The organism is Pseudomonas sp. QC2 (genome assembly GCF_002859085.1).
Lineage (GTDB): Bacteria > Pseudomonadota > Gammaproteobacteria > Pseudomonadales > Pseudomonadaceae > Aquipseudomonas > Aquipseudomonas petroselini.
Genome location: NZ_PKKS01000010.1, coordinates 204,535 through 230,403, shown reverse-complemented (window position 1 = coordinate 230,403; position 25,869 = coordinate 204,535). Strand labels below are relative to the sequence as shown.

General features: G+C 62.7%; 20 protein-coding genes. 15 read left to right on the top strand and 5 right to left on the bottom strand.

Translation table 11 applies throughout. From position 1 onward, the window contains the following. Nucleotide 1 precedes the first annotated feature (1 nt). The 3 genes from QCBJ_RS10470 to QCBJ_RS10460 are packed head-to-tail and all read left to right on the top strand — an operon-like array spanning nucleotide 2 to nucleotide 2,359. A complete protein-coding gene (locus tag QCBJ_RS10470; RefSeq protein WP_102060753.1) occupies nucleotides 2–997 on the top strand; it encodes a peptidase U32 family protein in 996 nt (331 codons plus the stop codon). A gap of 10 nt (nucleotides 998–1,007) precedes the next feature. Next, nucleotides 1,008–1,898: a U32 family peptidase gene (locus QCBJ_RS10465; RefSeq protein ID WP_102060752.1), complete on the top strand. Its 891-nt coding sequence runs from the start codon at nucleotides 1,008–1,010 to the stop codon at nucleotides 1,896–1,898. Then, nucleotides 1,892–2,359, top strand: coding sequence for an SCP2 domain-containing protein (locus tag QCBJ_RS10460; protein WP_102060751.1), 468 nt, complete (start codon nucleotides 1,892–1,894; stop codon nucleotides 2,357–2,359). Before QCBJ_RS10465 ends, QCBJ_RS10460 begins: the two co-directional genes overlap by 7 nt. 899 nt (nucleotides 2,360–3,258) lie before the next feature. Here QCBJ_RS10460 and QCBJ_RS10455 read toward each other — a convergent pair. The 3 genes from QCBJ_RS10455 to QCBJ_RS10445 form a co-directional block, all read right to left on the bottom strand. Beyond that, on the bottom strand, nucleotides 3,259–3,939 hold the full coding sequence (locus tag QCBJ_RS10455) for a Crp/Fnr family transcriptional regulator (RefSeq protein WP_102060750.1): 681 nt from the start codon (nucleotides 3,937–3,939) through the stop codon (nucleotides 3,259–3,261). A 276-nt stretch (nucleotides 3,940–4,215) separates the two neighbouring features. Continuing rightward, nucleotides 4,216–4,863: a two-component system response regulator NarL gene (narL, locus tag QCBJ_RS10450; protein ID WP_102060749.1), complete on the bottom strand. Its 648-nt coding sequence runs from the start codon at nucleotides 4,861–4,863 to the stop codon at nucleotides 4,216–4,218. Further along, the gene (locus QCBJ_RS10445) at nucleotides 4,860–6,662 is read right to left on the bottom strand and encodes a HAMP domain-containing protein (RefSeq protein ID WP_064054573.1); all 1,803 of its coding nucleotides are present in this window, start codon (nucleotides 6,660–6,662) and stop codon (nucleotides 4,860–4,862) included. Before QCBJ_RS10445 ends, narL begins: the two co-directional genes overlap by 4 nt. Nucleotides 6,663–6,972: 310 nt before the next feature. Here QCBJ_RS10445 and QCBJ_RS10440 point away from each other — a divergent pair, with 310 nt between their 5' ends. The 12 genes from QCBJ_RS10440 to QCBJ_RS10385 all read left to right on the top strand — a co-directional run bounded on the left by QCBJ_RS10440 (nucleotide 6,973) and on the right by QCBJ_RS10385 (nucleotide 23,297). After that, nucleotides 6,973–8,223 (top strand): nitrate/nitrite transporter, encoded by a 1,251-nt coding sequence (locus tag QCBJ_RS10440; RefSeq protein ID WP_064054572.1) that lies wholly within the window; start codon nucleotides 6,973–6,975, stop codon nucleotides 8,221–8,223. 2 nt (nucleotides 8,224–8,225) lie between these two features. Next, nucleotides 8,226–9,623 (top strand): NarK family nitrate/nitrite MFS transporter, encoded by a 1,398-nt coding sequence (locus QCBJ_RS10435; protein ID WP_064054571.1) that lies wholly within the window; start codon nucleotides 8,226–8,228, stop codon nucleotides 9,621–9,623. A gap of 57 nt (nucleotides 9,624–9,680) precedes the next feature. Beyond that, nucleotides 9,681–13,454, top strand: a complete 3,774-nt coding sequence (locus tag QCBJ_RS10430; protein ID WP_064054570.1) for a nitrate reductase subunit alpha — start codon at nucleotides 9,681–9,683, stop codon at nucleotides 13,452–13,454. 1 nt (nucleotide 13,455) lies between these two features. Then, nucleotides 13,456–14,994, top strand: coding sequence for a nitrate reductase subunit beta (narH, locus tag QCBJ_RS10425; protein ID WP_102060748.1), 1,539 nt, complete (start codon nucleotides 13,456–13,458; stop codon nucleotides 14,992–14,994). Nucleotides 14,995–14,996: 2 nt separating this feature from the next. Next, nucleotides 14,997–15,752, top strand: a complete 756-nt coding sequence (narJ, locus tag QCBJ_RS10420) for a nitrate reductase molybdenum cofactor assembly chaperone (RefSeq protein ID WP_064054568.1) — start codon at nucleotides 14,997–14,999, stop codon at nucleotides 15,750–15,752. After that, entirely contained in the window at nucleotides 15,745–16,422 is a 678-nt protein-coding gene (narI, locus tag QCBJ_RS10415) for a respiratory nitrate reductase subunit gamma (protein ID WP_102060747.1), read from the top strand. Before narJ ends, narI begins: the two co-directional genes overlap by 8 nt. Nucleotides 16,423–16,435: 13 nt before the next feature. Further along, nucleotides 16,436–17,362: a peptidylprolyl isomerase gene (locus tag QCBJ_RS10410; protein WP_102060746.1), complete on the top strand. Its 927-nt coding sequence runs from the start codon at nucleotides 16,436–16,438 to the stop codon at nucleotides 17,360–17,362. A gap of 1 nt (nucleotide 17,363) precedes the next feature. Beyond that, nucleotides 17,364–18,350 (top strand): GTP 3',8-cyclase MoaA, encoded by a 987-nt coding sequence (moaA, locus tag QCBJ_RS10405; RefSeq protein WP_102060745.1) that lies wholly within the window; start codon nucleotides 17,364–17,366, stop codon nucleotides 18,348–18,350. Between the two features lie 378 nt (nucleotides 18,351–18,728). Continuing rightward, on the top strand, nucleotides 18,729–20,729 hold the full coding sequence (locus QCBJ_RS10400; RefSeq protein ID WP_102060744.1) for a ribonucleoside triphosphate reductase: 2,001 nt from the start codon (nucleotides 18,729–18,731) through the stop codon (nucleotides 20,727–20,729). 31 nt (nucleotides 20,730–20,760) lie between these two features. Then, nucleotides 20,761–20,916: an anaerobic ribonucleoside-triphosphate reductase gene (gene nrdD, locus QCBJ_RS10395; RefSeq protein ID WP_049712898.1), complete on the top strand. Its 156-nt coding sequence runs from the start codon at nucleotides 20,761–20,763 to the stop codon at nucleotides 20,914–20,916. Beyond that, complete coding sequence (locus QCBJ_RS10390; RefSeq protein ID WP_102060743.1) at nucleotides 20,913–21,608, top strand: anaerobic ribonucleoside-triphosphate reductase activating protein; 696 nt, start codon at nucleotides 20,913–20,915, stop codon at nucleotides 21,606–21,608. Before nrdD ends, QCBJ_RS10390 begins: the two co-directional genes overlap by 4 nt. Before the next feature lie 69 nt (nucleotides 21,609–21,677). Further along, nucleotides 21,678–23,297, top strand: coding sequence for a methyl-accepting chemotaxis protein (locus tag QCBJ_RS10385; RefSeq protein ID WP_064054562.1), 1,620 nt, complete (start codon nucleotides 21,678–21,680; stop codon nucleotides 23,295–23,297). 390 nt (nucleotides 23,298–23,687) lie between these two features. Here QCBJ_RS10385 and QCBJ_RS10380 read toward each other — a convergent pair whose 3' ends face one another. Beyond that, nucleotides 23,688–25,028 carry a 4Fe-4S binding protein gene (locus tag QCBJ_RS10380; RefSeq protein WP_102060742.1) on the bottom strand — a complete coding sequence of 447 codons (1,341 nt, stop codon included), beginning with the start codon at nucleotides 25,026–25,028 and terminating at the stop codon, nucleotides 23,688–23,690. Continuing rightward, nucleotides 25,025–25,864: an FTR1 family protein gene (locus tag QCBJ_RS10375; protein ID WP_102060741.1), complete on the bottom strand. Its 840-nt coding sequence runs from the start codon at nucleotides 25,862–25,864 to the stop codon at nucleotides 25,025–25,027. Before QCBJ_RS10375 ends, QCBJ_RS10380 begins: the two co-directional genes overlap by 4 nt. Nucleotides 25,865–25,869: the final 5 nt, after the last annotated feature.

The window sequence follows — 25,869 nt, the reverse complement described above, 5'->3', positions numbered from 1 at the left end:
CATGCAACTGGTCTGCCCGGCAGGTAACCTGCCTGCGCTGAAAGCCGCCGTGCGCCAAGGCGCCGATGCGGTGTACGTAGGGTTTCGCGATGACACCAATGCCCGGCATTTCGCCGGGTTGAACATGGACGACAAGCAGTTTGACGCCGCCGTCGCCCATATCCGCCAGCACCAGCGCAAGCTGTACGTGGCGGTGAATACCTACCCGCAACCGAAGATCTGGCCGCGTTGGCAACGTGCGGTGGACCGCGCCGCCGACCATGGCGTCGACGCGCTGATCGCCGGTGACCCCGGCGTGCTCGGCTATGCCGCCGAGCGCCATCCACAGTTGGCTCTGCACTTGTCGGTGCAGGGCTCGGCCACCCATGCGGCGGCGTTGCAGTTCTACGCTGAACGCTACGGCATCCGCCGCGCGGTGCTGCCACGGGTGCTGTCTTTGGCCCAGGTCAAGCAGGTGGCGGCCAGCAGCAGCGTGCCCATCGAAGTGTTCGGGTTTGGCAGCCTGTGCATCATGGCCGAAGGGCGTTGCCACTTGTCGTCCTACATCACCGGCGAGTCGCCCAACCTGTGCGGCGTGTGTTCACCGGCCAAGGCGGTACGCTGGAGCGACGACGCCGACGGCCTCAGCGCACGCCTGAGCGAAGTGCTGATCGACCGCTATACCCCCAACGAGCCCGCCGGCTACCCGACCCTGTGCAAAGGCCGGTTCCTGGTGGGCGGCAAGCGCTTCCATGCGCTGGAAGAACCCACCAGCCTCGACACCCTCGACCTGCTGCCCGAACTCAGCGCCATCGGTGTGGCGGCGGTGAAGATCGAAGGCCGGCAACGCAGCCCGGCCTATGTGGAACAAGTCACCCGCGTCTGGCGCGCCGCGCTCGACGCCCACCGCAGCAGCCCCGCCAACTTTGTGGTCAAGGACCAATGGCGCCAGGTGCTGGCCGGACTCTCCGAAGGCAGCCAGACCACCCTGGGTGCTTACCATCGTGCTTGGCAGTGAGGACACACAGATGAAACTCAGCCTCGGACCGGTGCTGTTTTATTGGGATAAGGAACACCTGGGGCGCTTCTACGCGGACATGGCCAGCTTGCCCCTGGACGTGATCTACCTGGGCGAAACCGTGTGCTCCAAACGCCGCGCGTTCAACCTAGATCAATGGTTGGGTTTGGGCCGTGAATTGCAGGCCTGCAGCTCGGCGCAGATCGTGCTGTCGAGCCTGACTTTGATCGAAGCCGCCTCGGAACTGTCGAGCCTGCGCCGCCTGTGCGACAACGGCGAGTTGCTGGTCGAAGCCAACGACATGGGCGCGGTGCAGTTGCTGATCGAACGCAAATTGCCCTTCGTCGGCGGCCCGGCGCTCAACCTCTACAACGGCCATGCCTTGGTGCAATTGCTCGACGCGGGCATGCAACGCTGGGTGCCGCCGGTGGAATGTTCCCACGGCCTGATCGCCGACGTGCTGGAACAGGTGCGTGAATTGGGGCGGCCGTTGCCCGAAGTCGAGATCTTCGCCTACGGCCATCTGCCCCTGGCGTACTCAGCCCGCTGCTTCACCGCGCGTGCAGAAAACCGGCCGAAGGATGACTGCCAGTTCTGCTGCATCAACTACCCGGACGGCATGGCCTTGACCAGCCAGGAAGGGCAGGCGTTGTTCACCTTGAACGGGATTCAGACCCTGTCGGCCGATGTCACTAACTTGCTGGCCGACTACCCTGGCTTGGTGTCGTGTGGGGCTGATCTGCTGCGCCTGAGCCCTCGGGCCGAGGGCATGACCGACGTGGTGCGCGCCTTCGACCAGGTACGCCAGGGCGCCACGCCGCCACTGTTTGTGGATGGCTGCAATGGTTACTGGCATGGCCAGGCCGGCATGTTGCGGGTTGAGGAGGTGGGGTTGTGTTGAGTCGCAAGCAATGGTTGCTCAAGGGGGCTGACCGGGTGTTGCCGTTGATACGGCGTGTGCCGTTTGCAGTGCAGCGCCTGGCCTTGCAGCAGGGTCTCAACCGCTGTTTGGCCGAGCCTTTGCGTGATGGCGGTTTTGATTTGTTGCGGGGGCGGTGGATGTGTTTGCGTATTCCTGATTTGGGGTTGTGCTGGTACCTGACCTTGGGGCGGGAGGGATTGCGGATTGCCTCGCAGGCGCAGGCCCAGGTGACCATCAGTGGGAATTGGCGGGAGTTTTTGCTGCTGGCCAGCCGGCAGGAAGATCCGGATACGTTGTTCTTTCGGCGGCGGTTGGTGATCGAGGGGGATACGGAGTTGGGGTTGGGGTTGAAAAACTTGATAGACAGTCTGGATCCGGATGTGTTGCCGGTTTGGTTGTGGCAGGGGCTTGAGCGGGCGGGGCGGGGGGTGGCGGTTTGAACTGTGGGCAGATCCGTTGTTTAGGTAACGGCTGGTAGGGGTTCCGCCCTTACGGCGTGTCACTTTTGAAAGGAGCCCAAAAGTAACCAAAAGGCTCTTGCCCCAACACTCGGCACCTCGCTCACGCTCGGTGTGCCCGTAATCCGCCAGGTATTTGGGGGGCCGCCGCCACGCGCCATCCATGGCGCGGGGCGGCTAAACCGGCATCCCTGCCGGTTTACCCCCCAAATCCCTGCCGGATTCCGGCCAGCGTGTTTAACGGGGCGCCTAAGATCAAGATCAAAAGCAAGAGCACAGCGGCCTGGTAGCCGGCTTGAGTGGTGTAGAGCAAAAGCAAACGCGGCGGCCTTAAAGCCGACCGGAGTTGCGTCTGTCGATCGCGGTCCAAATGTGGGAGGGGGCTTGCCCCCGATTGCACTGTGACAGCCAAAGATGGATCAGTTGACACACCGCCATCGGGAGCAAGCCAGCTCTTACACGTATCTGCTTTTGATCCAACCACTCAGGTCGGCTATCAGGCCGCTGTGCTTTTGCTTTTGATCTTGATCTTAGGCGCCCCGTCAAACACGCTGGCCGAACGCAGGCTTGAATCCGTGGGTAACCCGGCAGGACGCCGGGTTAGCCGCCCCGCGCCATGGATGGCGCGTGGCGGCGGCCCACGGATTCAAGCCGGAGTGAGGGCATGCCGAGCCTAGGCGAGGCACCGAGTGTTGGGGCAAGAGCCTTTTGGTTACTTTTGGGCTCTTTTCAAAAGTGACCCGCTGTAAAAGCGGAACCAATATCAGCCGTTACCCAAACAACGGATATGTACCCGCCAAATGCAACACCTCCCACCTCCAGCGTCATCGCGTAGAAACCCCATGACCCACGGCGAAACTCTACATGATCGGCAGCGGGCATTAACCGGCCTGGTAGCCCATCAGTTCCTCTTCACTGAGGATTCGAATGGTGCGCCGCTGCACCTCGATCAATCCACCTTCCACCAGCCGGTGCAGAATCCTGGAAAAGGTTTCCGGCTGGATCCCCAGCTTCGACGCCACCAGTCGTTTAGGCACTTGCAGCACTACGTCGCCGCTGACGGCATCGCGCTCCTGGAACAGAAAGTTGATCACCCGGCGACTGGCGTTGGCCAGGGTCAGGGTGTCGATGTCCTTGAGGCGCTGGTGCAGGTGGATGCTCATGCTCGCCAGGATCGCCAGGCAGATTTTCGGCTGGTCTTCCAGGGCGCGGCGGTAGTGCTGGCCTTCGATACTGACCAGCACACAGTCCTTGAGCGCCGTTGCGCTGACCGGGTAGGCCTTGGCCTGGGTGAACAGCAGGGCTTCGGCGAAGGTCTGGCCGGGTTGAATGATTTCCACCAGGTGCTCCTGGCCTTCGCCGGTGACGCGATGCAGTTTGATCTGGCCGCTGACCAGCAGGAAGAAACGGTCGGCGGGGTCACCCTGGTGCATCAAGGGGGTGTGGCTGGGCACGCGTTTCAGGTTGGCCAGGGTGCAGACGTCCTGGAAGGTTTTTTCCGGGAGTTGGGTGAAGAGGTGGTGACGGCGTAGGGTCAGGACGATTTGGGGATGGGTGAGCATTGTTTGGGCCTCCGCGGGTGGTCAGGGTAGGGGGCCTGGGGTGGGTTTGGATATGCCTCTGAGGGGGTACCTCGGTGTGTATATCCGTTTCTGCGGTAACGGCGGGTATGGGGCCCGGCCAGCGTGTTTGACGGGGCGCCTCAGATCAAAAGCAAAAGCGCGGCGGCCTTGAAGCCGACCGGTGTTGCGTGTGCCGTACTCGGTTAAAAATGTGGGAGGGGGCTTGCCCCCGATAGCCGATAACGGATATGCACACCGCAGACCCAACCCCAACGCTCACCCCACCTGCCTCAAATGCTCCATCGCCCAAACCGCCGCCTCCACCCGCGACCGCAACCCCAACTTGTGCAGCAAATTCTTCACATGCACTTTCACCGTCCCCTCAGTAATCCCCAACTTATGCCCAATCACCTTATTGCTATACCCACTGGCGATCGTCTTCAACACCTGCCGCTCCCGCTCGGTCAATTCAACCGCCGCATGCGGCTGCGGTGAGCGCAATGCCTGGGCCAGTACTCGTGTCAATCCGGGGCTGATCACCAGCGCCCCATGCAGTGCATCGCGAATAAATTCCACCACCAGTTCCGGCTCCATGTCCTTGAGCAGGTACCCATTGGCGTCCAGGCGCAGTGCATCCCGAATATCGTCTTCGGCGTCGGACACGGTAAACAGCAACACCTTGCCGGCATAGTCCATGGCGCGCAGGCGGCGCAGGGTTTCCAGGCCGTTCATCTGGGGCATGTTGTTGTCCAGCAGCACCAGGTCAGGTTGCAGGCTCTGGATCTGGTCGAGGGCTTCCTGGCCGTTGCCGGCTTCACCGACCACATGCAGGTCGTCTTCCAGTTCGAGGATCTGGCGCATTCCGTGGCGCATCATCGGGTGGTCGTCGACCAACAGGATCCGGTGGCGAATGGCGGTGTTCATGAGGCGGTGCCTTGTAGGGAGTGGCCGAGGAATTCCGGCTGGAAACGCAGTTGCACACGAGTGCCCTGAGGGGTTCGTGGGCTGATGTCGAGGTCGCCGTGCAGGCTGCGGGCGCGTTCGTCCATGATGGTCAGGCCGTGGTGTTCACGTCGGTCGACCTCGCCGCTGAAGCCACGGCCATCGTCTTCGATGCTCAGGCTGACCGTCTCGCCGACCTGGCGCAGTTGCAGCCAGGCGTTTTGCGCGTGGGCGTGGCGCAGGCAGTTGGACAGCGCTTCGCGGGTGATCTGCAACACGTGGATCTGTTCGCTGGCCGACAGCTGGAAGGCCAGGGCGTCCACATGCAGGTGCACCTGGAACTCGCCACGCCGGGAGAATTCTTCGGCGGTGTCCTGCAACTCATGCACCAGCCCGGCATCGTGGATTTGCAGGCGGAAGGTGGTGAGCAGTTCGCGCAGTTGGCGGTAGGCGTTGTTCAGGCCGTCGCGCAGTTCGCCGGTGACGGTGGCCAGGGTCTCCACCGGTTCGCCACGGCGGATCAGGGTTTGCATGCGGCTCACTTGCAGCTTCATGTAGGACAGCGCCTGGGCCAGGGAGTCGTGCAGTTCGCGGGCGATGATGGTGCGCTCGTCGAGGAGCAACAGGCGGTGGTCCTGTTCGCGTTGGCGCTTGAGGGACAGTGAGGTGCCGATCAGGTTGGCCAAGGCCTGGATCAGTTGTTTTTCCCAATCCTGCGGCGCGTGGCCGTCAAGGAAGTGCGCCTTGAGTTCACCCAGTTCCGCGCCTTGGTTGCTGATGCTGAACACTTGCGGCGGCGCGGCGTGATGACGCTCGCAGGTGGCGCAGTCACCGACCGCGCAGACGTTGCGGCTGTTCTCGCCATGCAGCGCGAGCATCTGCTGGGCCGGCGCCAGGAAGTGGCCCTGCAAACACAACGACAGGCGCAGCCCCGGCAGGCGTTTCTGGAAGCGCCGGATCAGTTCATCCAGGCCCTCGGCATTCGCCAGGCGCGTGGCCAGGCTGCGGCTGCTTTGGTAGAGCAGTTCGAGGGCGGCGTTGGCTTGTTGCAGGTTGAGGGTTTTGAGCTGCACCTGGCTTTCCAGGGTGCGGTGCGAGGCTTCGATGGTTTCGGCCATGGTGTTGAAGCTCAGCGCGAGTTGGCCCAGCTCGTCCTCGGAACGGTGGTTGACCCGGATCTTGAAGTCGCCGTCGCGAAAACGCCGGGTGGCGTGCACCAACTCTTCCAGGGGGTTGACCACCCCGTATTGCAGTTCGTACAGGCCGATCAGCAGGATGATCAAGGTGCTGAACAGCGCCAGGCCCTGGATACCCTGTTGCCAGCCTTGTTTGCGTTCGCTTTGTTGCTGCAACAGGCTGACGAAGTGATTCAGTTGCTCGACAAACGCCGGGGCGCTGGCCTGGAACAAGGCCGCATCACCGCGTAGCACCGCCGGGCGCAGCTCGGTGTTCCAGCGTTGCTGGATCTGTTGGTAGCTCTGTAGCAGGGCGCTCTGGGGGCCGTCTTCCAAAACCGCCTTGAGCGACTGACTGTCGAGGCGCCGTTGCAGGCTTTGGCTGACCTCGGTGATTTCACCCGGCTGGGCACCGGCGGCGAGTTTCCAGCTGAGGTGGTAGGTCTCCATGCGTACCGAGCCTGCGGTGTTGATCGCGGCGGCGTCGCCCTGGCTGAACCAGGCGATCAGCCCGGCGCTCAGGGAGCTGGCCAGGGCCAGGATGGCGATAAGGATCACCGCCAGGCCGGCACGGGCGGGCAGGGAGCTGCGCAGCCAGTCAAGCATGACGGCGTAATCGACGAAGGCAATGCAGAGGCATGAGGGCACCTGAAACCGGAAAGGGGGCTGGACACGGCCTTCCCTGGCGCACTACCTCTAAAGAATTGCCGGCGAACCCTCCCACGGATAAAAGCCGGCACAAGAGATCAATCCTTTGATAAATAAAGCTTTTCTCTTGTTCTTGCGTCTACCTCCTTGGAGGTAGACGGGGCCAGCATAGCCCGATACCCCCCAGGCGGACGTTGATCTGGGTCAAGTTACACGGGGGTCTGGCCCCTAACCTGCGCTCATGGAATCACTTTCTGGAGCGCTTACCGTGACTCAACCCCGTATGAGACAAGGCCTGGTGCTGGGCATGAGTACCCTGGCTTTCACCGTCTGCTTTATGGTGTGGATGATGTTCGCCGTGCTCGGCGTGCCCATCAAAGAGCTGCTGCAACTCAACGAAACCCAGTTCGGCCTGCTGGCCGCCACGCCGGTATTGACCGGTTCCCTGGTGCGCCTGCCACTGGGCCTGCTCACCGACCGCTTTGGCGGGCGCATCGTGTTTTTCCTGCTGATGCTCGCCTGCGTGTTGCCGCTGTACCTGATCACCTACGCCACCGCCTATTGGCAGTTCCTGGTGCTGGGCCTGTTTGTCGGCCTGGCCGGCGGCTCGTTTTCGGTGGGCATCGCCTACGTCGCCAAATGGTTCGACAAAGATAACCAAGGCTTCGCCATGGGCGTGTTCGGCGCCGGTAACGCGGGGGCGGCCGTCACCAAGTTTCTCGCCCCGGCACTGATCGCCCTCGGCACCTGGCACCTGGTGCCCAAGGTGTTCGGCGCCATCCTGTTTATCACCGCGCTGCTGTTCTGGTTTCTCACCAGCGAAAACAAGGCGCACCGCAGCGCCGGCGGCGCCAGCCTGCGCGAGCAACTGCAGAGCCTCAAAGACCCGGCCGTGTGGCGCTACTGCCAGTACTACTCGATTGTGTTCGGTGGGTACGTGGCCCTGGCGTTATGGATGACCAAGTACTACGTGCAGGAATACGGCTTCAGCCTGCAAAGCGCCGCGCTGCTGGCCGCGTGTTTCTCGCTGCCCGGCGGCGTGCTGCGGGCGGTGGGCGGCTGGATGTCCGACCGCTGGGGTGCGCAAAGCGTGACCTGGTGGGTGTTGTGGGTGAGCTGGGTGTGCCTGTTCCTGCTCAGCTATCCGCAGACGCAACTGCAGGTGATGACCGTCAACGGTCCTCTTGATTTCCATATCGGCCTCAACCCCACGCTGTTCACCGTGCTGCTGTTTGTGATGGGCATCGCCTTCGCGTTCGGCAAGGCCTCGGTGTTCAAGTACATCGCCAATGACTACCCGCAAAACATGGGCGCGGTGTCCGGCATCGTCGGCCTGGCCGGTGGCCTGGGCGGCTTTGTGCTGCCGATCCTGTTCGGCGCGCTGGTGGACCTCACCGGCGTGCGTTCCTCCTGCTTCATGTTGATGTACGGCGTGGTCTGGGTGTCCCTGGCCTGGATGTACTTCAGTGAAATTCGCAAACAGCCGTTGCTCGGCAAGCAAGCTCTCCAAGGAGAATGATCATGTCCATTGCGCAAAAGCCCGGTTCGGGCCCGGTGATCCACGACTGGCGCCCCGAGGACCCCGCTTTCTGGGGCGCCAGCGGCAAGAAGACCGCCACCCGCAACCTGTGGATCTCGATCCCCGCGCTGTTGCTGGCCTTCGCCGTCTGGATGGTGTGGAGCACCGTGATCGTGCGCCTCAACGCCATCGGCTTCAGCTTCACCACCGACCAGCTGTTCTGGCTCGCCGCATTGCCCGGCTTGTCCGGCGCCACCTTGCGGGTGTTCTACTCGTTCATGGTGCCGATCTTCGGCGGGCGCCGCTGGACGGCCCTGAGCACCGCCTCCTTGCTGCTGCCGTCGCTGTGGATGGGTTTTGCGGTGCAGGACCCGGGCACGCCCTACAGCGTGTTTGTGTTGATTGCCTTGCTCTGCGGTTTTGGCGGCGGCAACTTCGCCTCCAGCATGTCCAACATCAGCTTTTTCTACCCCAAGGCCCAGCAGGGCACCGCCCTGGGCCTGAACGCCGGCCTGGGTAACCTGGGGGTCTCGGTGATGCAATTCTGCGTGCCACTGGTGATCACCTTTGGCGTGTTCGGCCTGGTGGGTGGGCAACCGCAAACGCTGCCGGACGGTAGCCAGCTGTGGCTGCAGAATGCCGGCTTCATCTGGGTGCCGTTCATCCTCACCGTCACCGTGGCCGCGTGGTTCGGCATGAATGACCTGTCCAGCGCCCGCGCGTCGTTCAGTGACCAGGCAGTGATCTTCAAGCGCAAGCACAACTGGCTGATGTGCTGGCTGTACCTGGCGACCTTCGGTTCATTCATCGGTTTTTCGGCGGCATTCCCGCTGCTGATCAAGACCTCGTTCCCGGACGTGGTCGCGCTGAAATTTGCCTTCCTTGGCCCGCTGGTCGGCGCGCTGGTACGTCCACTCGGCGGCTGGCTGGCGGACAAGATGGGCGGCGCGCGGGTGACCCTGTGGAACTTCGTGCTGATGATCGTAATGGTGTTCGGCGTGCTGCACTTCCTGCCGCAGAACGGGCAGGGCGGCAACTTCTACGGCTTCCTTGGGCTGTTCATGTTGCTGTTCATCACCACCGGTGTGGGCAACGGTTCCACCTTCCGCATGATCCCCGTGATCTTCCGCACCCAGCACGAGAAAGCCAGCGCCGGCAAATCCGCCGCCGAGCGTGAACAGGCGATCAAGAACGCCGGCAAGGAATCCGCTGCGGTGCTGGGCTTCAGCTCGGCCATGGGCGCGTTCGGTGCGTTCTTCATTCCCAAGTCCTTCGGCACCTCCATGGCCGCTACCGGCAGCCCGGCCATGGCGTTCTACATGTTTGTCGGTTTCTACCTGAGCTGCATCGTCGTGACCTGGTGGTGGTACGCCCGCAAGGGCTGCGCCACACCCTGCTGATCGACCTGAATTCGCCGGGGCAACGCACCCCACGGCACGCCTGATGAGGAAAGCACCATGAGTCATTTACTGGATCAACTGCGGTTCTTCAACCGCAAGCAAAACGAGTTCTCCGAAGGCCACGGCGAGACCCGCAAGGAGTCCCGCGACTGGGAAAACGTCTACCGCTCGCGCTGGCAGTACGACAAGATCGTACGCTCCACCCACGGTGTGAACTGCACCGGCTCGTGCTCGTGGAAGATCTACGTGAAGAACGGCCTGATCACCTGGGAAACCCAGCAGACCGACTACCCGCGCACCCGCAACGACCTGCCCAACCATGAACCGCGTGGCTGCCCGCGTGGTGCCAGCTACAGCTGGTACATCTACAGCGCCAACCGCCTCAAGTACCCGAAAATCCGCAAGCCGTTGCTCAAGCTGTGGCGTGAAGCGCGACTGACCCTGTCACCCGTCGAGGCGTGGGCGAGCATTGTCGAGGACAAGGTCAAGGCCGACTCGTACAAGAGCAAGCGCGGCATGGGCGGCTTCATTCGTTCCAACTGGGAGGAGGTGAATGAGATCATCGCCGCCTCCAACGTCTACACCATCAAGCAGTACGGCCCGGACCGCATCGTCGGCTTCTCGCCGATCCCGGCCATGTCCATGGTCAGCTACGCAGCGGGTTCGCGTTACCTCTCGCTGATCGGCGGCGTGTGCCTGAGCTTCTACGACTGGTACTGCGACCTGCCACCGGCCTCGCCGATGGTGTGGGGCGAGCAGACCGACGTGCCGGAATCGGCCGACTGGTACAACTCCAACTACATCATCGCCTGGGGCTCCAACGTTCCGCAGACCCGCACCCCGGACGCGCATTTCTTCACCGAGGTGCGCTACAAGGGCACCAAGACCGTGGCGATCACTCCGGACTATTCGGAAGTGGCCAAGCTCACCGACCTGTGGCTCAACCCCAAGCAGGGCACCGATGCCGCGTTGGCCCAGGCGTTCAACCATGTGATCTTCAAGGAATTTCACCTGGATAAACCGAGCGCTTATTTCACCGATTACGCCAAGCGCTTTACCGACTTGCCGGTGCTGGTGATGCTCAAGCCCATGACCGGTTTTGCACCCGGTGCAGGCTTCCAGCCGGACCGCTTCCTGCGCGCTTCGGACCTGGTCGACAACCTCGGCCAGGACAACAACCCGGAATGGAAAACCATCGCCCTCGACGAAAGCGGCGAACTGGTCTCGCCGCAGGGCGCCATTGGCTATCGCTGGGGCGAGAAGGGCAAGTGGAACATCCTCGCCAAAGAAGGCGGTGAAGGCCGCGCGATTGACCTTAAGCTCAGCCTGATCGGTGACGACGTCGCCGAAGTGGCCTTCCCGTATTTCGCCGGCGAAGCCCACGATTACTTCCAGCACGTGGCCGGCGATGCCGTGCAGTTCCGTCGTGTGCCGGTGCACAGCGTGACCTTGGCCGACGGCACGGTAGCCAAAGTCGCAACCGTGTTCGACCTGTCCGCCGCCAACCTGGCCATCGACCGTGGCCTGGGCGGCAACAACGTCGCCAAGGACTACGACGACGCCAGCGTGCCGGGCACCCCGGCGTGGCAGGAAGCGATCACCGGCGTCAGCCGCGAGAAAGCCATCCAGATCGCCCGCGAGTTCGCCGACAACGCCGACAAGACCAAGGGCCGCTCGATGATCATCGTCGGCGCGGCGATGAACCACTGGTACCACATGGACATGAACTACCGCGGGCTGATCAATATGCTCATGCTCTGCGGTTGCGTCGGCCAGACCGGCGGCGGCTGGGCCCACTACGTCGGCCAGGAAAAACTGCGCCCGCAGTGCGGCTGGCTGCCCCTGGCCTTCGGCCTGGACTGGAACCGCCCGCCGCGCCAGATGAACGGCACCAGCTTCTTCTATGGCCACAGTTCGCAATGGCGCCACGAGAAGATGAGCATGCACGACATCCTCTCGCCACTGGCCGACAAGTCGCAGTTCCCGGAGCATGCCCTGGACTACAACATCCGCGCCGAACGCGCCGGCTGGTTGCCGAGTGCACCGCAGCTCAACACCAACCCGCTGCACATCTGCCGTGACGCCGCCGCCGCCGGCATGACGCCGAAAGACTACGTGGTGAAGTCCTGGCAGGACGGCAGCCTGCGCTTTGCCTGCGAACAACCGGACAGCCCGGTGAACTTCCCGCGCAACATGTTTATCTGGCGCTCCAACCTGCTCGGTTCCTCGGGCAAGGGCCATGAGTACATGCTCAAGTACCTGTTGGGCACCAAGAACGGCGTGATGAACGAAGACATCGGCCACAGCACCGAATGCAAGCCGACCGAGGCCGAATGGGTCGAAGACGGCGCCATCGGCAAGCTGGACCTGGTGACCACCCTGGATTTCCGCATGTCCTCCACCTGTGTGTATTCCGACATCGTCTTGCCGACCGCGACCTGGTACGAAAAAGACGACATGAACACCTCGGACATGCACCCGTTCATCCACCCACTCTCGGCGGCCATCGACCCGGCGTGGGAATCGCGCTCCGACTGGGAGATCTACAAAGGCATCGCCAAGGCGTTCTCGGCCATGTCGGTCGGTCACCTGGGCGTCGAGCAAGACCTGGTCACCGTGCCGTTGATGCATGACAGCGTCGGTGAACTGGCCCAGCCCTTCGGCGGCACCGATTGGAAAAGCGCCGGTGTGGCGCCGGTACCGGGCAAGAACGCCCCGAACATGGCGGTGGTAGAACGCGACTACCCGAACATCTACAAGCAGTTCTCGTCCCTCGGCCCGATGCTGGAAAAACTCGGTAATGGCGGCAAGGGCATCAACTGGAACACCGATGAAGAAGTCGAGTTCCTCGGCGAGCTGAACCATCACGAAAGCGATGCGGGCATCAGCCACGGCCGGCCGAAAATCGACACGGCGATTGACGCCGCTGAAGTGATCCTGTCGCTGGCCCCGGAAACCAACGGCAAGGTCGCCTTGAAAGCCTGGGCCGCGCTGTCGGAATTCACTGGCATCGACCACAGCCATTTGGCGATCTCCAAGGCCCATGAAGCGATCCGCTTCCGCGATATCCAGGCGCAGCCGCGCAAGATCATCTCAAGCCCGACCTGGTCAGGCCTGGAAGACGAGCACGTGAGCTACAACGCCGGCTACACCAACGTCCATGAAAACATTCCATGGCGCACCATCACCGGTCGCCAGCAGTTCTACCAGGATCACCCGTGGATGCAGGCGTTCGGCGAGCAGTTGATGAGCTACCGGCCACCGGTCAACACCCGCACCATTGAAGGCGTGAAGGGCAAGCGCAGCAATGGCGAGACCGAGATCGTCCTGAACTGGATCACCCCGCACCAGAAATGGGGTATCCACAGCACCTACAGCGACAACCTGCTGATGCTCACCCTGAGCCGTGGCGGCCCGATTGTGTGGCTCTCCGAAATCGACGCCAAGCGCGCCGGGATCGAGGACAACGACTGGATCGAATGCTTCAACGTCAACGGCGCACTCACCGCCCGTGCGGTGGTCAGCCAGCGCGTCAAGGAAGGCATGGTGATGATGTACCACGCCCAGGAACGCATCGTGAACGTGCCCGGTTCGGAAACCACCAAGACCCGTGGCGGCCACCACAACTCGGTGACCCGCGTGGTGCTCAAGCCGACCCACATGATCGGCGGCTACGCCCAGCAGGCTTACGGTTTTAACTACTACGGCACGGTCGGTTGCAACCGCGATGAGTTTGTCGTGGTGCGCAAGATGGCCAAGGTCGACTGGCTCGATGGCACCGCTGGCGATGATCTGCCACGCCCATTGCCGACCGATATCGAGGAGAACTGAGATGAAGATTCGCTCACAGATTGGCATGGTGCTGAACCTGGACAAATGCATCGGCTGCCACACCTGCTCGATCACTTGCAAAAATGTCTGGACCAGCCGTGAAGGCATGGAGTACGCCTGGTTCAACAACGTCGAATCCAAGCCCGGTATCGGCTACCCCAAAGAATGGGAGAACCAGGACAAGTGGAAGGGCGGTTGGGTGCGCAACGCCAACGGCAGCATCAACCCACGCATCGGCGGCAAGTTCCGCGTGTTGGCGAACATCTTCGCCAACCCTGACTTGCCCAGCCTGGACGACTACTACGAGCCATTCGACTTCGACTACCAGCACCTGCACACCGCGCCGTTGGGCGAACACCAGCCGACCGCACGCCCGCGCTCGCTGGTGTCGGGCAAGCGCATGCAGAAAATCGAGTGGGGCCCCAACTGGGAGGAAATCCTCGGCACCGAGTTCGCCAAGCGCCGCAAGGACAAGAACTTCGACCAGATCCAGGCCGATATCTACGGCGAGTACGAAAACACCTTCATGATGTACCTGCCGCGCCTGTGCGAGCACTGCCTCAACCCGGCGTGCGCGGCCTCGTGCCCGAGTGGCGCGATCTACAAGCGTGAAGAAGACGGCATCGTACTGATCGACCAGGAGAAATGCCGGGGCTGGCGCATGTGCATCAGCGGCTGCCCGTATAAAAAGATTTACTTCAACTGGAAGAGCGGCAAGTCCGAGAAGTGCATCTTCTGCTACCCGCGTATCGAAGCCGGCATGCCCACCGTGTGTGCCGAAACCTGCGTTGGCCGGATTCGCTACCTCGGCGTGTTGCTGTACGACGCCGACCGTATCAGCGAAGTCGCCAGCACTGCCAACGAGCATGACCTGTACGAAAAACAGCTGGAGATTTTCCTCGACCCGAATGACCCGGCAGTGATTCGCCAGGCCCTGGCCGATGGCGTGCCGCAGTCGGTGATCGACTCCGCGCAGCGTTCGCCGGTGTACAAAATGGCCGTGGATTGGAAACTCGCCCTGCCGCTGCACCCGGAATACCGCACCTTGCCGATGGTCTGGTACGTGCCGCCGCTGTCGCCTATCCAGAACGCCGCCGCGGCCGGCACCGTGGGCATGAACGGGGTGATCCCGGATGTCGACAGCCTGCGCATCCCCCTGCGTTACCTGGCCAACATGCTCACCGCCGGTGATGAAAAACCGGTCAAGCGTGCGCTCAAACGCCTGCTGGCGATGCGTGCCTACAAACGCTCCCAGCAAGTGGACGGTGTGCAGGACCTGCAAGTGCTGGAAGACGTCGGCTTGAGCGTTGAACAGGTGGAGGAGATGTACCGCTACCTGGCGATTGCCAACTACGAAGACCGCTTCGTGGTACCGAGCGCCCACCGTGAAGACGCCATGAGCGACGCGTTCGCCGAGCGCTCCGGGTGTGGTTTCAGTTTCGGCAGCGGCTGCAGTGGCAGTTCCGATACCAACATGTTCGGCGCCAAGAAGGCCAACCGCCGCGACGTGCTGAAAACCGTACAAATCTGGGAGGACTGAGCATGCGCATTCTTAAAGTGATCTCGCTGTTGCTGGACTACCCCACCGAAACCCTGGTGAACGGCCGCGACGAGTTGGAAAAAGCGATTATCGAATCGCGGGAAATCAGCCCCAAGCAACGCGGTGCCTTGTTCGAGTTGATGGAGCTGATCTGCGGCAACGACTTGATGGACGGCCAGGAACATTACGGCGCCTTGTTTGGCCGCGGCCGTTCGCTGTCGCTGTTGTTGTTTGAACACGTGCACGGCGAGTCCCGCGACCGTGGCCAGGCGATGGTCGACATGATGGCCCAGTACGAGGAGGCCGGGTTTGCCATCGGCGTCAAGGAGCTGCCGGACTATATCCCGCTGTACCTGGAGTTTCTCTCCACCCGCGAAGACATCGAGGCCCGCGAGGGCCTGGCGGATGTGGCGCACCTGTTGGCCTTGCTCGCCGCGCGTCTGGAAGAGCGCGAGAGCGGCTACGCCAGTTGCTTCCGTGCGCTGTTGCAGATTGCCGGCGCCGAGCCGCACCAGGCCGTGGCCGAACTGCGTGCCCAGGTCGCCGCCGAACCGCGCGACGACTCCCTCGAAGCCCTGGACAAAATCTGGGAAGAGGAAGCCGTGGACTTTATGCAGGCCGAGCAGCAGGACCGTTGCAGCTCGCTGCCGAGTGCACCGGGCAAGGCCCGCGAAGAAAGCGCGGTGCCGTTGCACTGGGTGGATTTTCAGCAAGAAGGCCGGGCCGCAGCGCCCGCCGGGGAGGTGGGTAATGTCTAAGTGGAATTTGCTGGTATTCGGGGTGTATCCCTATGTGGCCCTGGCCATCTGCCTGTTGGGCAGTTGGGCGCGGTTCGACCTGTCGCAGTACACCTGGAAGGCTGGCTCCAGCCAGATGCTCAACAACCGCGGCATGCGCGTGGCGAGCAACTTCTTCCATGTCGGCGTGCTGTTCGTGCTGGCTGGGCATTTTGTCGGCCTGCTGACGCCGGCATCGATCTACCACCATGTGATCAGCACTGAGAACAAGCAGTTGCTGGCGATGGTCTCCGGCGGTTTCTTCGGCCTGCTGTGCCTGGTGGGCCTGCTGATGCTGGTCAAGCGTCGTTTGACTGACCCACGCGTGCGCGCCACCTCAAGCCCGTCGGACATCCTGATCCTGCTGGTGTTGCTCGCACAGTTGCTGCTCGGCCTGCTGACCATTGTCGCCTCCACCGGGCACATGGACGGTTCGGTGATGGTGATGCTCGCCGACTGGGCGCAGAACGTGGTGTTGTTGCGGCCGGTGGAAGCGGCAGCGTCGATTGCGCCGGTGTCGTTGATCTACAAGGCGCATGTGGCGCTGGGCTTGACCCTGTTTGTGCTGTTCCCGTTTACCCGCTTGGTGCACATGGTCAGCGCGCCGATCTGGTACCTGGGGCGTCGTTATCAAATCGTGCGGCAGAAGTAGTGAGGAGAGCGTCATGACAACAGGATGCGGATGTGGTGGCGGGAATGGCGGCAGCGGCGGTTGTGGGTCGTCGGCCAAAGAACCCGTGATGGCCGAGGTGGCGGTCCAAGCGCCTTTCGAGGAACTCAAGGCGCCCGAATTGATTGCCAGCAGTGAACAGGAATGGCCGATCATCAGCGTCAACGACGTGCCCGTCACGCCTGAGGCGATGGCCTTGGAGTTGCAATATCACCCGGCCGACAGCCGCGAAGAGGCGGTGTACCTGGCCGCCCGCGCGCTGGTGATTCGCGAGCTGTTGCAGCAGCGCATCGCCGAGCTGGGCCTGGCGGTGGAGATCGCCGCCGGCGAGAACGAAGAGGAGGCCGCCACGCGCTTGCTGCTGGAGCGCGAGGTCAAGGTGCCCGAGTGCGACGAGGCCACCTGTGTGCGCTATTTCGAGAACAACCGTGGGCGCTTTCACAGCGCGCCGTTGCTGGCGGTGCGGCACATCCTGCTGGAGTGCGCGCCGGACGATGCCGAGGCCCGGCAACTGGCCCATGTGCAAGCGGAAGTGCTGCTGCTGAGCCTGGCCCAAGCGCCGGGCAGCTTCGCCGAGTTAGCCCTCAAGTACTCGGCGTGCCCGTCCAAGGCCCAGGGCGGTTCGCTCGGCCAGGTGAGCAAGGGCCAGACCGTACCGGAGCTGGAGCGCCAGCTGTTCACCCTGGCGCCGGGCCTGGCCGGCAAACCGCTGGAAAGCCGTTATGGCTGGCACGTGATCAGCGTCGACCAGCGCATCGAAGGCCAGCCGTTGCCCTACGAAGCGGTTGCGGTGGCGATCCGTACCCAGTTGCAGCAGGGCGTGTGGCAGAAGGCACTGGTGCAGTACCTGCAAACCCTGATCGGCGCGGCGGACATTCGCGGCATCGCGCTGCAGGGTGCCGACTCGCCGTTGGTGCAGTGACATGAGCCTGGTGGATGGGGTGGGGCGTTCGATCGATTATCTGCGGTTGTCGGTGACCGACCGGTGTGATTTCCGCTGTGTGTACTGCATGGCGAAAAACATGACCTTCCTGCCGCGCCAGCAGGTGCTGACCCTGGAAGAACTGGAACGCCTGGCCAGGCTGTTTGTGGGGCAGGGCGTGCGCAAGATCCGCTTGACGGGTGGCGAGCCGCTGATTCGCCCCGGCATTGTCGGGTTATGCCGCAACATCGCGGCGCTGCCGGGGTTGCGTGAGTTGGTGATGACCAGCAATGGCTCGCAGCTCGCGCGCTTGGCGCGGCCGTTGGTGGAGGCGGGGGTCAAGCGCATGAACATCAGCCTCGACAGCCTGGACCCTGGACGCTTTCGCGCGATCACCCGCAACGGTGATCTGCGCCAGGTGTTGGACGGTATCGAGGCGGCGCGGGAGGCGGGGTTCGAGCGGGTCAAACTCAATTGCGTGGTGATGAAAGGGCGCAATTTCGATCAGGTGCCGGGGTTGGTGCGGTACGCGATCGAGCAGGGCATCGACATCAGTTTTATCGAGGAAATGCCGCTGGGGGATGTGGGGCGTTCGCGGGGGGAGACGTTCTGCTCCAGTGATGAAGTACGCGCGGTGATTGCGCGCGAGCATGTGTTGCTCGACAGCACCGAAAGCAGCGGCGGGCCGGCGCGGTATGTGCGGTTGGCGCGGCATCCGGGGACGCGGGTGGGGTTTATTTCGCCTAATTCGCATAATTTTTGTGGGAGCTGTAATCGGGTCAGGATGACGGTGGAGGGGCAGTTGCTGCTGTGTTTGGGGCAGGAGGATGCGCTGGATTTTCGCGGGTTGTTGCGTCGGTATCCGGTGGAGGATGGGCCGTTGGTTGAGGCGTTGCACCGGGCGTTGCGGGGGAAGCCGGTGGGGCATGATTTTACGGGGGCGGGGGAGGTGCAGGTGGTGCGGTTTATGAGTATGAGTGGGGGGTGATTGGGGCCCCCCAAATCCCTATTGAATTCCGGCCAGCGTGTTTGACGGGGCGTCTTAGATCAAAAGCAAAAGCGCGGCGGCCTTAGAGCCGACCGGTTTCTTACTGTCGATCTTGGTCAACGGTCGGAGGGGGCTTGCTCCCGATTGCAGTGTGTCAGTTGACGCAGCTGTGGCTGCCCCAATGCTATCGGGAGCAAGCCCCCTCCCACAGTTTGATCTCCCTACATCAGGTGGATATCAGCCCCCCAAATAACGGATATCCCCCCAATCAAAAAACCTTGACCCCGATCAAGGGCAACCCACCCCATCCTCCGTAGCATCACTGCATGTTGTGTTTAATTACCAAAAAATATCTATATGTAGTGCTTGGAGCCAAAAATGCAAACCACGCTCACCCCACTAACCAGCACCCGCCTACACAAACGCGACGGCAGCCTAGTCCCCTTCAACGCCGAAAAAATCCGCCAGGCCCTGATCGCCGCCGGCACCGCCACCGGCGAATACCAAGCCACCGAAGCCGACCTGCTACTGGGCGCCGTCCTCGCCCGTCTCAGAGGCATCGACCACCTGGACGTCGAACAAATCCAGGACAGCGTCGAACGCGTATTAATGGACGCCGGCTATTTCCTGTCGATGCGCGCCTACATCGTCTACCGCGAACAACACGGCCGCCTGCGCCGCGATCGCAAGACCCTGGTGGAAGTCGCCACCTCGATGAACGAATACCTCGACCGCGAAGACTGGCGCGTGCAGGCCAACGCCAACCAGGGCTATTCCCTCGGCGGCCTGGTGCTGAACGTGTCGGGCAAGGTCACCGCCAATTACTGGCTGGACGAGGTCTACAGCCAGCAGATCGGTCGTGCACACCGCGAGGCGGACTTGCATATCCATGACCTGGACATGCTCGCCGGCTACTGTGCCGGCTGGTCGCTGCGCTCACTGCTGCACGAAGGCCTCAACGGCGTACCGGGGCGTGTCGAGGCCGGGCCGCCCAAGCACTTGAGCAGTGCGTTGGGGCAGATGGTCAACTTCCTCGGCACCCTGCAAAACGAATGGGCCGGTGCCCAGGCGTTCAGCTCCTTCGACACTTACCTGGCGCCCTATGTGCGCAAAGACCAACTGAGCTACCCCGAAGTGCGCCAGGCGGTGCAGGAGTTCATCTACAACCTCAACGTGCCGTCGCGCTGGGGCACCCAGACGCCCTTTACCAACCTGACCTTCGACTGGGTATGCCCCGAAGACTTGCGCGAGCAGGTGCCGGTGATCGGCGGCGAAGAAATGCCGTTTGCCTATGGCGACCTGCAAGCCGAAATGGAGTTGATCAACCGCGCCTACATCGAAGTCATGCAGGCCGGGGATGCCAAGGGCCGGGTGTTCACCTTTCCGATTCCTACCTACAACATCACCCATGATTTCCCCTGGGACAGCGACAACGCCGACCGCCTGTTCGAGATGACCGCGCGCTACGGTCTGCCGTATTTCCAGAACTTCCTCAATTCCGATATGCAGCCCAACCAGGTGCGCTCCATGTGCTGCCGCCTGCAGTTGGACGTGCGCGAATTGCTCAAGCGCGGCGGTGGCCTGTTCGGCTCGGCCGAGCAAACCGGCTCCCTGGGTGTGGTGACGATCAACTGCGCGCGCCTGGGCTACCTGTTCAAGGGCGACACCTCGGGCTTGCTGCAACGCTTGGACAGCCTGATGGAAATGGCCATGGAAAGCCTGGAGGTCAAGCGCAAGGTGATCCAGCACCACATGGACGCCGGCCTCTACCCCTACACCAAGCGTTACCTGGGCACTTTGCGCAATCACTTCTCCACCATCGGCCTCAACGGCATGCACGAGATGCTGCGTAACTTCAGCGGCGACGAGCAGGGCATGCACACCGTCGAGGGCCGCGCATTCGCCCTCAAGTTGCTGGACCACGTGCGCGCCACGTTACTGCGCTTCCAGGAAGACACCGGCCACCTCTACAACCTTGAGGCGACGCCGGCCGAAGGCACCACTTACCGCTTCGCCAAGGAAGACCGCAAACGTTACCCGGACATCCTGCAGGCCGGCAGTGACGTCGCGCCGTACTACACCAACTCGTCGCAATTGCCGGTGGGGTTTACCGAAGACCCGTTCGAAGCCCTGGAGCTGCAAGACGAGCTGCAATGCAAATACACCGGCGGCACCGTGTTGCACCTGTACATGGCCGAGCAGATTTCTTCGGCCCAGGCCTGCAAGCAGTTGGTGCGCAAGGCGCTGGGGCGCTTCCGCCTGCCGTACCTGACGATTACGCCGACGTTTTCCATCTGCCCGGTGCACGGCTACCTCGCCGGCGAGCACGAGTTCTGCCCCAAGTGCGATGACGTGCTGGCACTGGCCACTCAGTCCTGAACCGATTTTCCAACCCGTAAGGAGATTCACCATGCAAGCATCCCAGCCACAACGTCAGCGCTGCGAAGTCTGGACCCGGGTGATGGGTTACCACCGGCCGGTGTCCGCGTTCAACCCCGGCAAGCAGTCCGAGCACAAGGAGCGTGTGCACTTCACTGAAACGGCCGCCGTGGCCGGGCGCCAATGAGTCGAGCACTACGGGTCGGGGGACTGGTGCCCCTGACCACCCTCGACTACCCCGGCATGCTCGCCTGTGTGCTGTTCTGCCAGGGCTGTGCCTGGCGGTGTCGTTATTGTCACAACCCGGACCTGATCCCGCCGCGCGCCAGCACGGAGGTGGATTGGCGCCGGGTGTTGCTGTTTCTGCAACGGCGCCGCGATCTGCTCGACGCGGTGGTGTTCAGCGGTGGCGAGCCGACCTTGCAGGAAGGCTTGCCGGCGGCCATGGACGAAGTGCGGGCGATGGGTTTTCGCATCGGCCTGCACAGTGCCGGGATCAAGCCGGCGGGGTTTGCCAATGCCTTGCGCCACGCCGACTGGGTCGGCTTTGACGTGAAGGCCCTGGCCGAAGACTGCCAATCGATCACCCAGGTCAAGGGCAGTGGCGTGGCCAACTGGCGCAGCCTCGACACCTTATTGGCCAGCGGCGTGGAGTACGAATGCCGCACCACGGTGCATTGGCACCTGATCGACCCACCGCGCCTGCTGTTGCTGGCCCAACGTTTGCAGGCCATGGGTGTGCAGCGTTTCGCGGTGCAGATGGTACGCACGGCCAGCATGCTCGATACGCACTTGCCCAGTGCCCCGGCACAGGTTGCGCTGCCGGAGTTATGGGGCCGATTGCGCGAGTTGTTTCCCGCGTTTGTATTGCGAGGGTGACCAGCGCCCTCCAGCGGATTTTTATAGATGCTGCCCATGGTGGGCAGGTTTTCATCAGGGAATATCAGAATGAAGCAATTAACCACGGCACAACGCATTGTCATCGGTTTCGCGATTGCGCCGTTGGCGCTGGTCGGCTTGGTGTTTTACGCCTTGCACGACCTGGCAACGCTTAAGCAGCAATCCGAGCAAATCGTGCAACAGGACTGGCCGAGAATTGCACCGATCATGGTGATCGCCACCGGCGTGCGGGATAACGGGCGCAACACCCGCGACTTGCTAATCGACCAGGACAACCAACAGGCCCAGGACGCCATCGGCACGACCCGGCAACGCATCACCCAGGCGTTCGCGACCCTTGAACCGCTGCTGGATACGGCCGAAGGCAAAGCGGCCTACGCCAACTTGAAGACCCATCGCGAAACCTATGTGGCCGCCTTTACCCAGGTGCAGGCGCTGATCAAACAGGGCGCGCGCGAGCAGGGCCTGGCCCAGCTCAAGCAACAGGTGATGCCCGCCGAACTTGAAGTGTTCAAGAGCCTGGACGCCCTGATGGCGATGCAAGGCCGTCTGTTTGCCGAGCGCGAGCAGGCGGCGCAGGCGCTGTACGACGAGGCCCGGCGCAACATGATCGGGCTGTTCCTGTTGTGCCTGGTGCTGGTGGTGGCCGCTGCGGTGATCGTCACGCGTAGCGTGATCCGCCCCTTGGGCGGTGAGCCGGACGAAGCCGCGCGCGTCTTGAGCCATATCGCCCAGGGCGACTTGACCATTGTGGTGCCGGTCGGCAACAGCGCCGAAGGCAGCGTGATGCGCAACCTGCACCTGATGCAGCAGAGCCTCAACCAGATGGTGCGGCATATCGCGGCCTCGGTGGACGGCGTGGCCAGCTCCTCCGAGGAGTTGAGCGCGGTCAGCAGCCAGACCAGCAGTAGCATGCAGTCCCAGAGCCAAGAGATCGAACAGGCGGCCACGGCGGTCAACGAAATGACCGCCGCCGTGGATGAAGTGGCGCGTAATGCCGTGAGCACCAGCGAGGCGTCACGCCTGTCGGAACAGACCGCCCAGCGCGGCCGCGCCCAGGTGCAGGAAACCGTGGCATCGATCAACACCCTGGCCACCGGCGTGGTGGAAACCTCGGAGCGCATCCAGCAACTGGCTGGCCGCGTGCAAGACATCAGCGGTGTGCTGGAAGTGATCCGCAGCATTGCCGACCAGACTAACCTGCTGGCCCTCAACGCGGCCATCGAAGCGGCCCGTGCCGGGGATGCCGGGCGTGGGTTTGCGGTGGTCGCCGATGAGGTGCGCGCGCTGGCCCATCGTACCCAAGCGTCGACCCAGGAGATCGAGCAGATGATTGGGAATATCCGTCAGGACACTGAGCATGCGGTGGCGGCGATGCACAGCAGCAGCGAGCGGGTGCAGGCGACCCTCGGCGTGGCGCAGCGGTCGGGGGAGGCGTTGGATGAGATTACGCGGTCTATTTCGCAGATCAACGAGCGCAATATGATGATTGCCAGTGCCACGGAGGAACAGGCGCTGGTGGCGCGGGAGGTAGATCGCAACCTGGTGGGGATTCGTAACCTGTCGCAGCAGGTGTTGCAGGGGGCGTTGCATACGGAGACGGCGGGGCATGATTTGGCGGGGATGGCGGGGGCGCTGCATCAGACGGTGGGGCGGTTTAAGGTGTAGCGATTTGTGTGCATATCCGTTATTTAGGTAACGGCTAACCCGGCGTCCTGCCGGGTTAGCCACGGATTCAAGCCTGCGTTCGGCAGCGTGTTTGACGGGGCGCCCCAGATAAAGATCAAAAGCAAGAGCCCGGCGGCCTGGTAGCCGGCCGGTTTCTTACTGTTGATCTCGGTTAACTGTGGGAGGGGGCTTGCTCCCGATTGCAGTGGGGCAGTTGCAGATGTATTCGCTGGCACGCCGCCATCGGGGGCAAGCCCCCTCCCACAGTTTGATTTTCATACATCAGGTGGATATCAGGCTGCTTTTGATCTGGCTTTTGATCTTAGGCACCCCGTTCCAAAGTGACCCGCCGTTAGCCAAATAACGGAGATGTACTTGACCCCTGCCCAATCACCATCCCCAAAACTGCAACCACCATCCACCCCCCACCCACCCATTCCCCATCATCACCCACCCCCAAGCCCGCCACCGAGGCATGCCATCAAGCTGCCGCCACGCCAACCACACACTCCAACCGATGCAGGCGCCTAACAGCAACGCCCGACCCGGCTGCACCCAAGCCAACCCCAACCCTTCATATCGCAACAACTTCACCGTGGTCGCTGACAACCCCAAAAACAACCCCGCACCACCCAAGGGCGTCAACGTCAATGCCAGGGGCCGAAACAGTGCGCGATCCCCCGCACAATGCGCCGCCGCCCGTAACAGCAGCCAGCACCCGCCGCCAATCACCAGTGCGCTGCCCACCAGATACACCACAATGCACCCCCCATCCAGCCAGCTGAAACTGTCATTGCGTTGCGGATAATGCGTGAGCAACCACCAAGGCGCGTTGTCTTGCAGCGCCCACAGCCAGCCGCGATCGACCAGCCACTCGGCCAGGTATTGCTTGAGGGCGATAAACCACGGGCTGACGGTCCATTGGAATGCGCCCATGGCCAAGCCGATCACCCCGAACAGCAGCAGGCGCACATCCCAGGCCGATCCCGGTTGATGGCGCGCCTGGAGGATTTCCTGGTTGCACGAGCGGGCGATCAATTGCACCGCGCCGCGTTGCCCGCTGCAGCGGCCGCAGGCGTGGCACTCGCTTGCACCTTGCAGGCGGCGGATGTCCAGCAGCGGTGCGCAGTTGGGCAGGGGCAGGCGCGGCGCGGTGTTGGCTTTCCAGCGTTGCTCATCCACCGCGAAGTGCACCGGGGCCAGGCGAGCGAGCAAGGCGAAGACGCCGCTCACCGGGCACAGGTAGCGGCACCACACACGTTTACCGCGCACGAACAGCAGGCCCACGACGACGGCGGCCACGGTCGAGCCGCCGAGGATCAGCAGCGCGGCCTGGGCATAGTCATACACGCTGATCAGTTGACCGTAGAGGGTGGTCAGGCAAAACCCCAGCGTGGGCCAGCCGCCCCAGCGCAGCCAGCGCGGGATGCCCAGGCCACGTCCGTGCCGGCTGGCCCATTCGCTCAATGCGCCTTCGGGGCACAGCACGCCGCACCACAAGCGCCCGAAAAACACCATGGACAGCAACACAAACGGCCACCAGATCCCCCAGAAGATGAACTGTGCGAGCAACGTCAGGTTGTTCACCATGCGCGCCTGGCTGTCCGGTAATGGCAGCAAGACCGGCAACACCAACAGCACGGTGTACACCAGCACCACCGCCCATTGCACGACACGGATCAATCGGGCATGGCGGCGCATGCCATCCCCCAACTGCTGCAGCCAGCTCATGCCGCGTGCCGAGACCGGCGCAAGCCGTTGCCTACCAGCAGCCAGTAGCCGAGCAGCACCAGCAGGGTGATCAGGCTGGGGGCCGCGCGGTAGCCGGCAAAATCGGCGAGCAGGGCGCCCAGGCCGTGGCTGTCACTGAGCAGGGCGCTGCTGTCCCAACGGCTGTCGCCGAAGGCCGAATACACCCATTCGGGCATGTCCATGGCGAGCAATTGCCCGCTGATGCGGTCCACGGCGGCTACCAGCAAGGCGCCGCCCAGCAGCAACAGTAGGGCTTCGCTGAGGGCGAAAAAATGCGACCAAGACATCCAGCGACGCGTGCTGCGTAACAGCACCACCGTCAGCCCTGCCAACACCAGGCCCAGCACACCGCCGAGGGCGAACAGGCCCAGCGCCTCGCTGTGCAGGCGCGCGCCGGCGCCGTACAGGAACACTACGGTTTCACTGCCTTCGCGGCTCACCGCGAGCAGCGCCAGCAGCATCACCCCCCAGCCGCCGTGGTGGGCCAGACGCTGATCGGCTTCGCTGACCAGTCGGTGTTTGAGCGTGGGCCCATGGCGATGCATCCAAAACACCATCTGCACCATCAACCCGCTGGCTACCAGCGTGAGTGTCGCTTGCAGCCATTCCCCCTCGGGGCCGGTCATGGCTTCACCGGCCCATAACATCAACCCGGCCAACCCGGCGGAGCCCAGTAACCCCAAAAGCACCCCGGCCCACAGGAAACGCGCCAGGCGTGAGTGGCCGCGCTGGCAACTGATCCAGGCTTGCAGAATCCCGATCACCAACAGCGCCTCAACGCTTTCGCGCCACACAATAAACATCGACGTGTTCATCAACG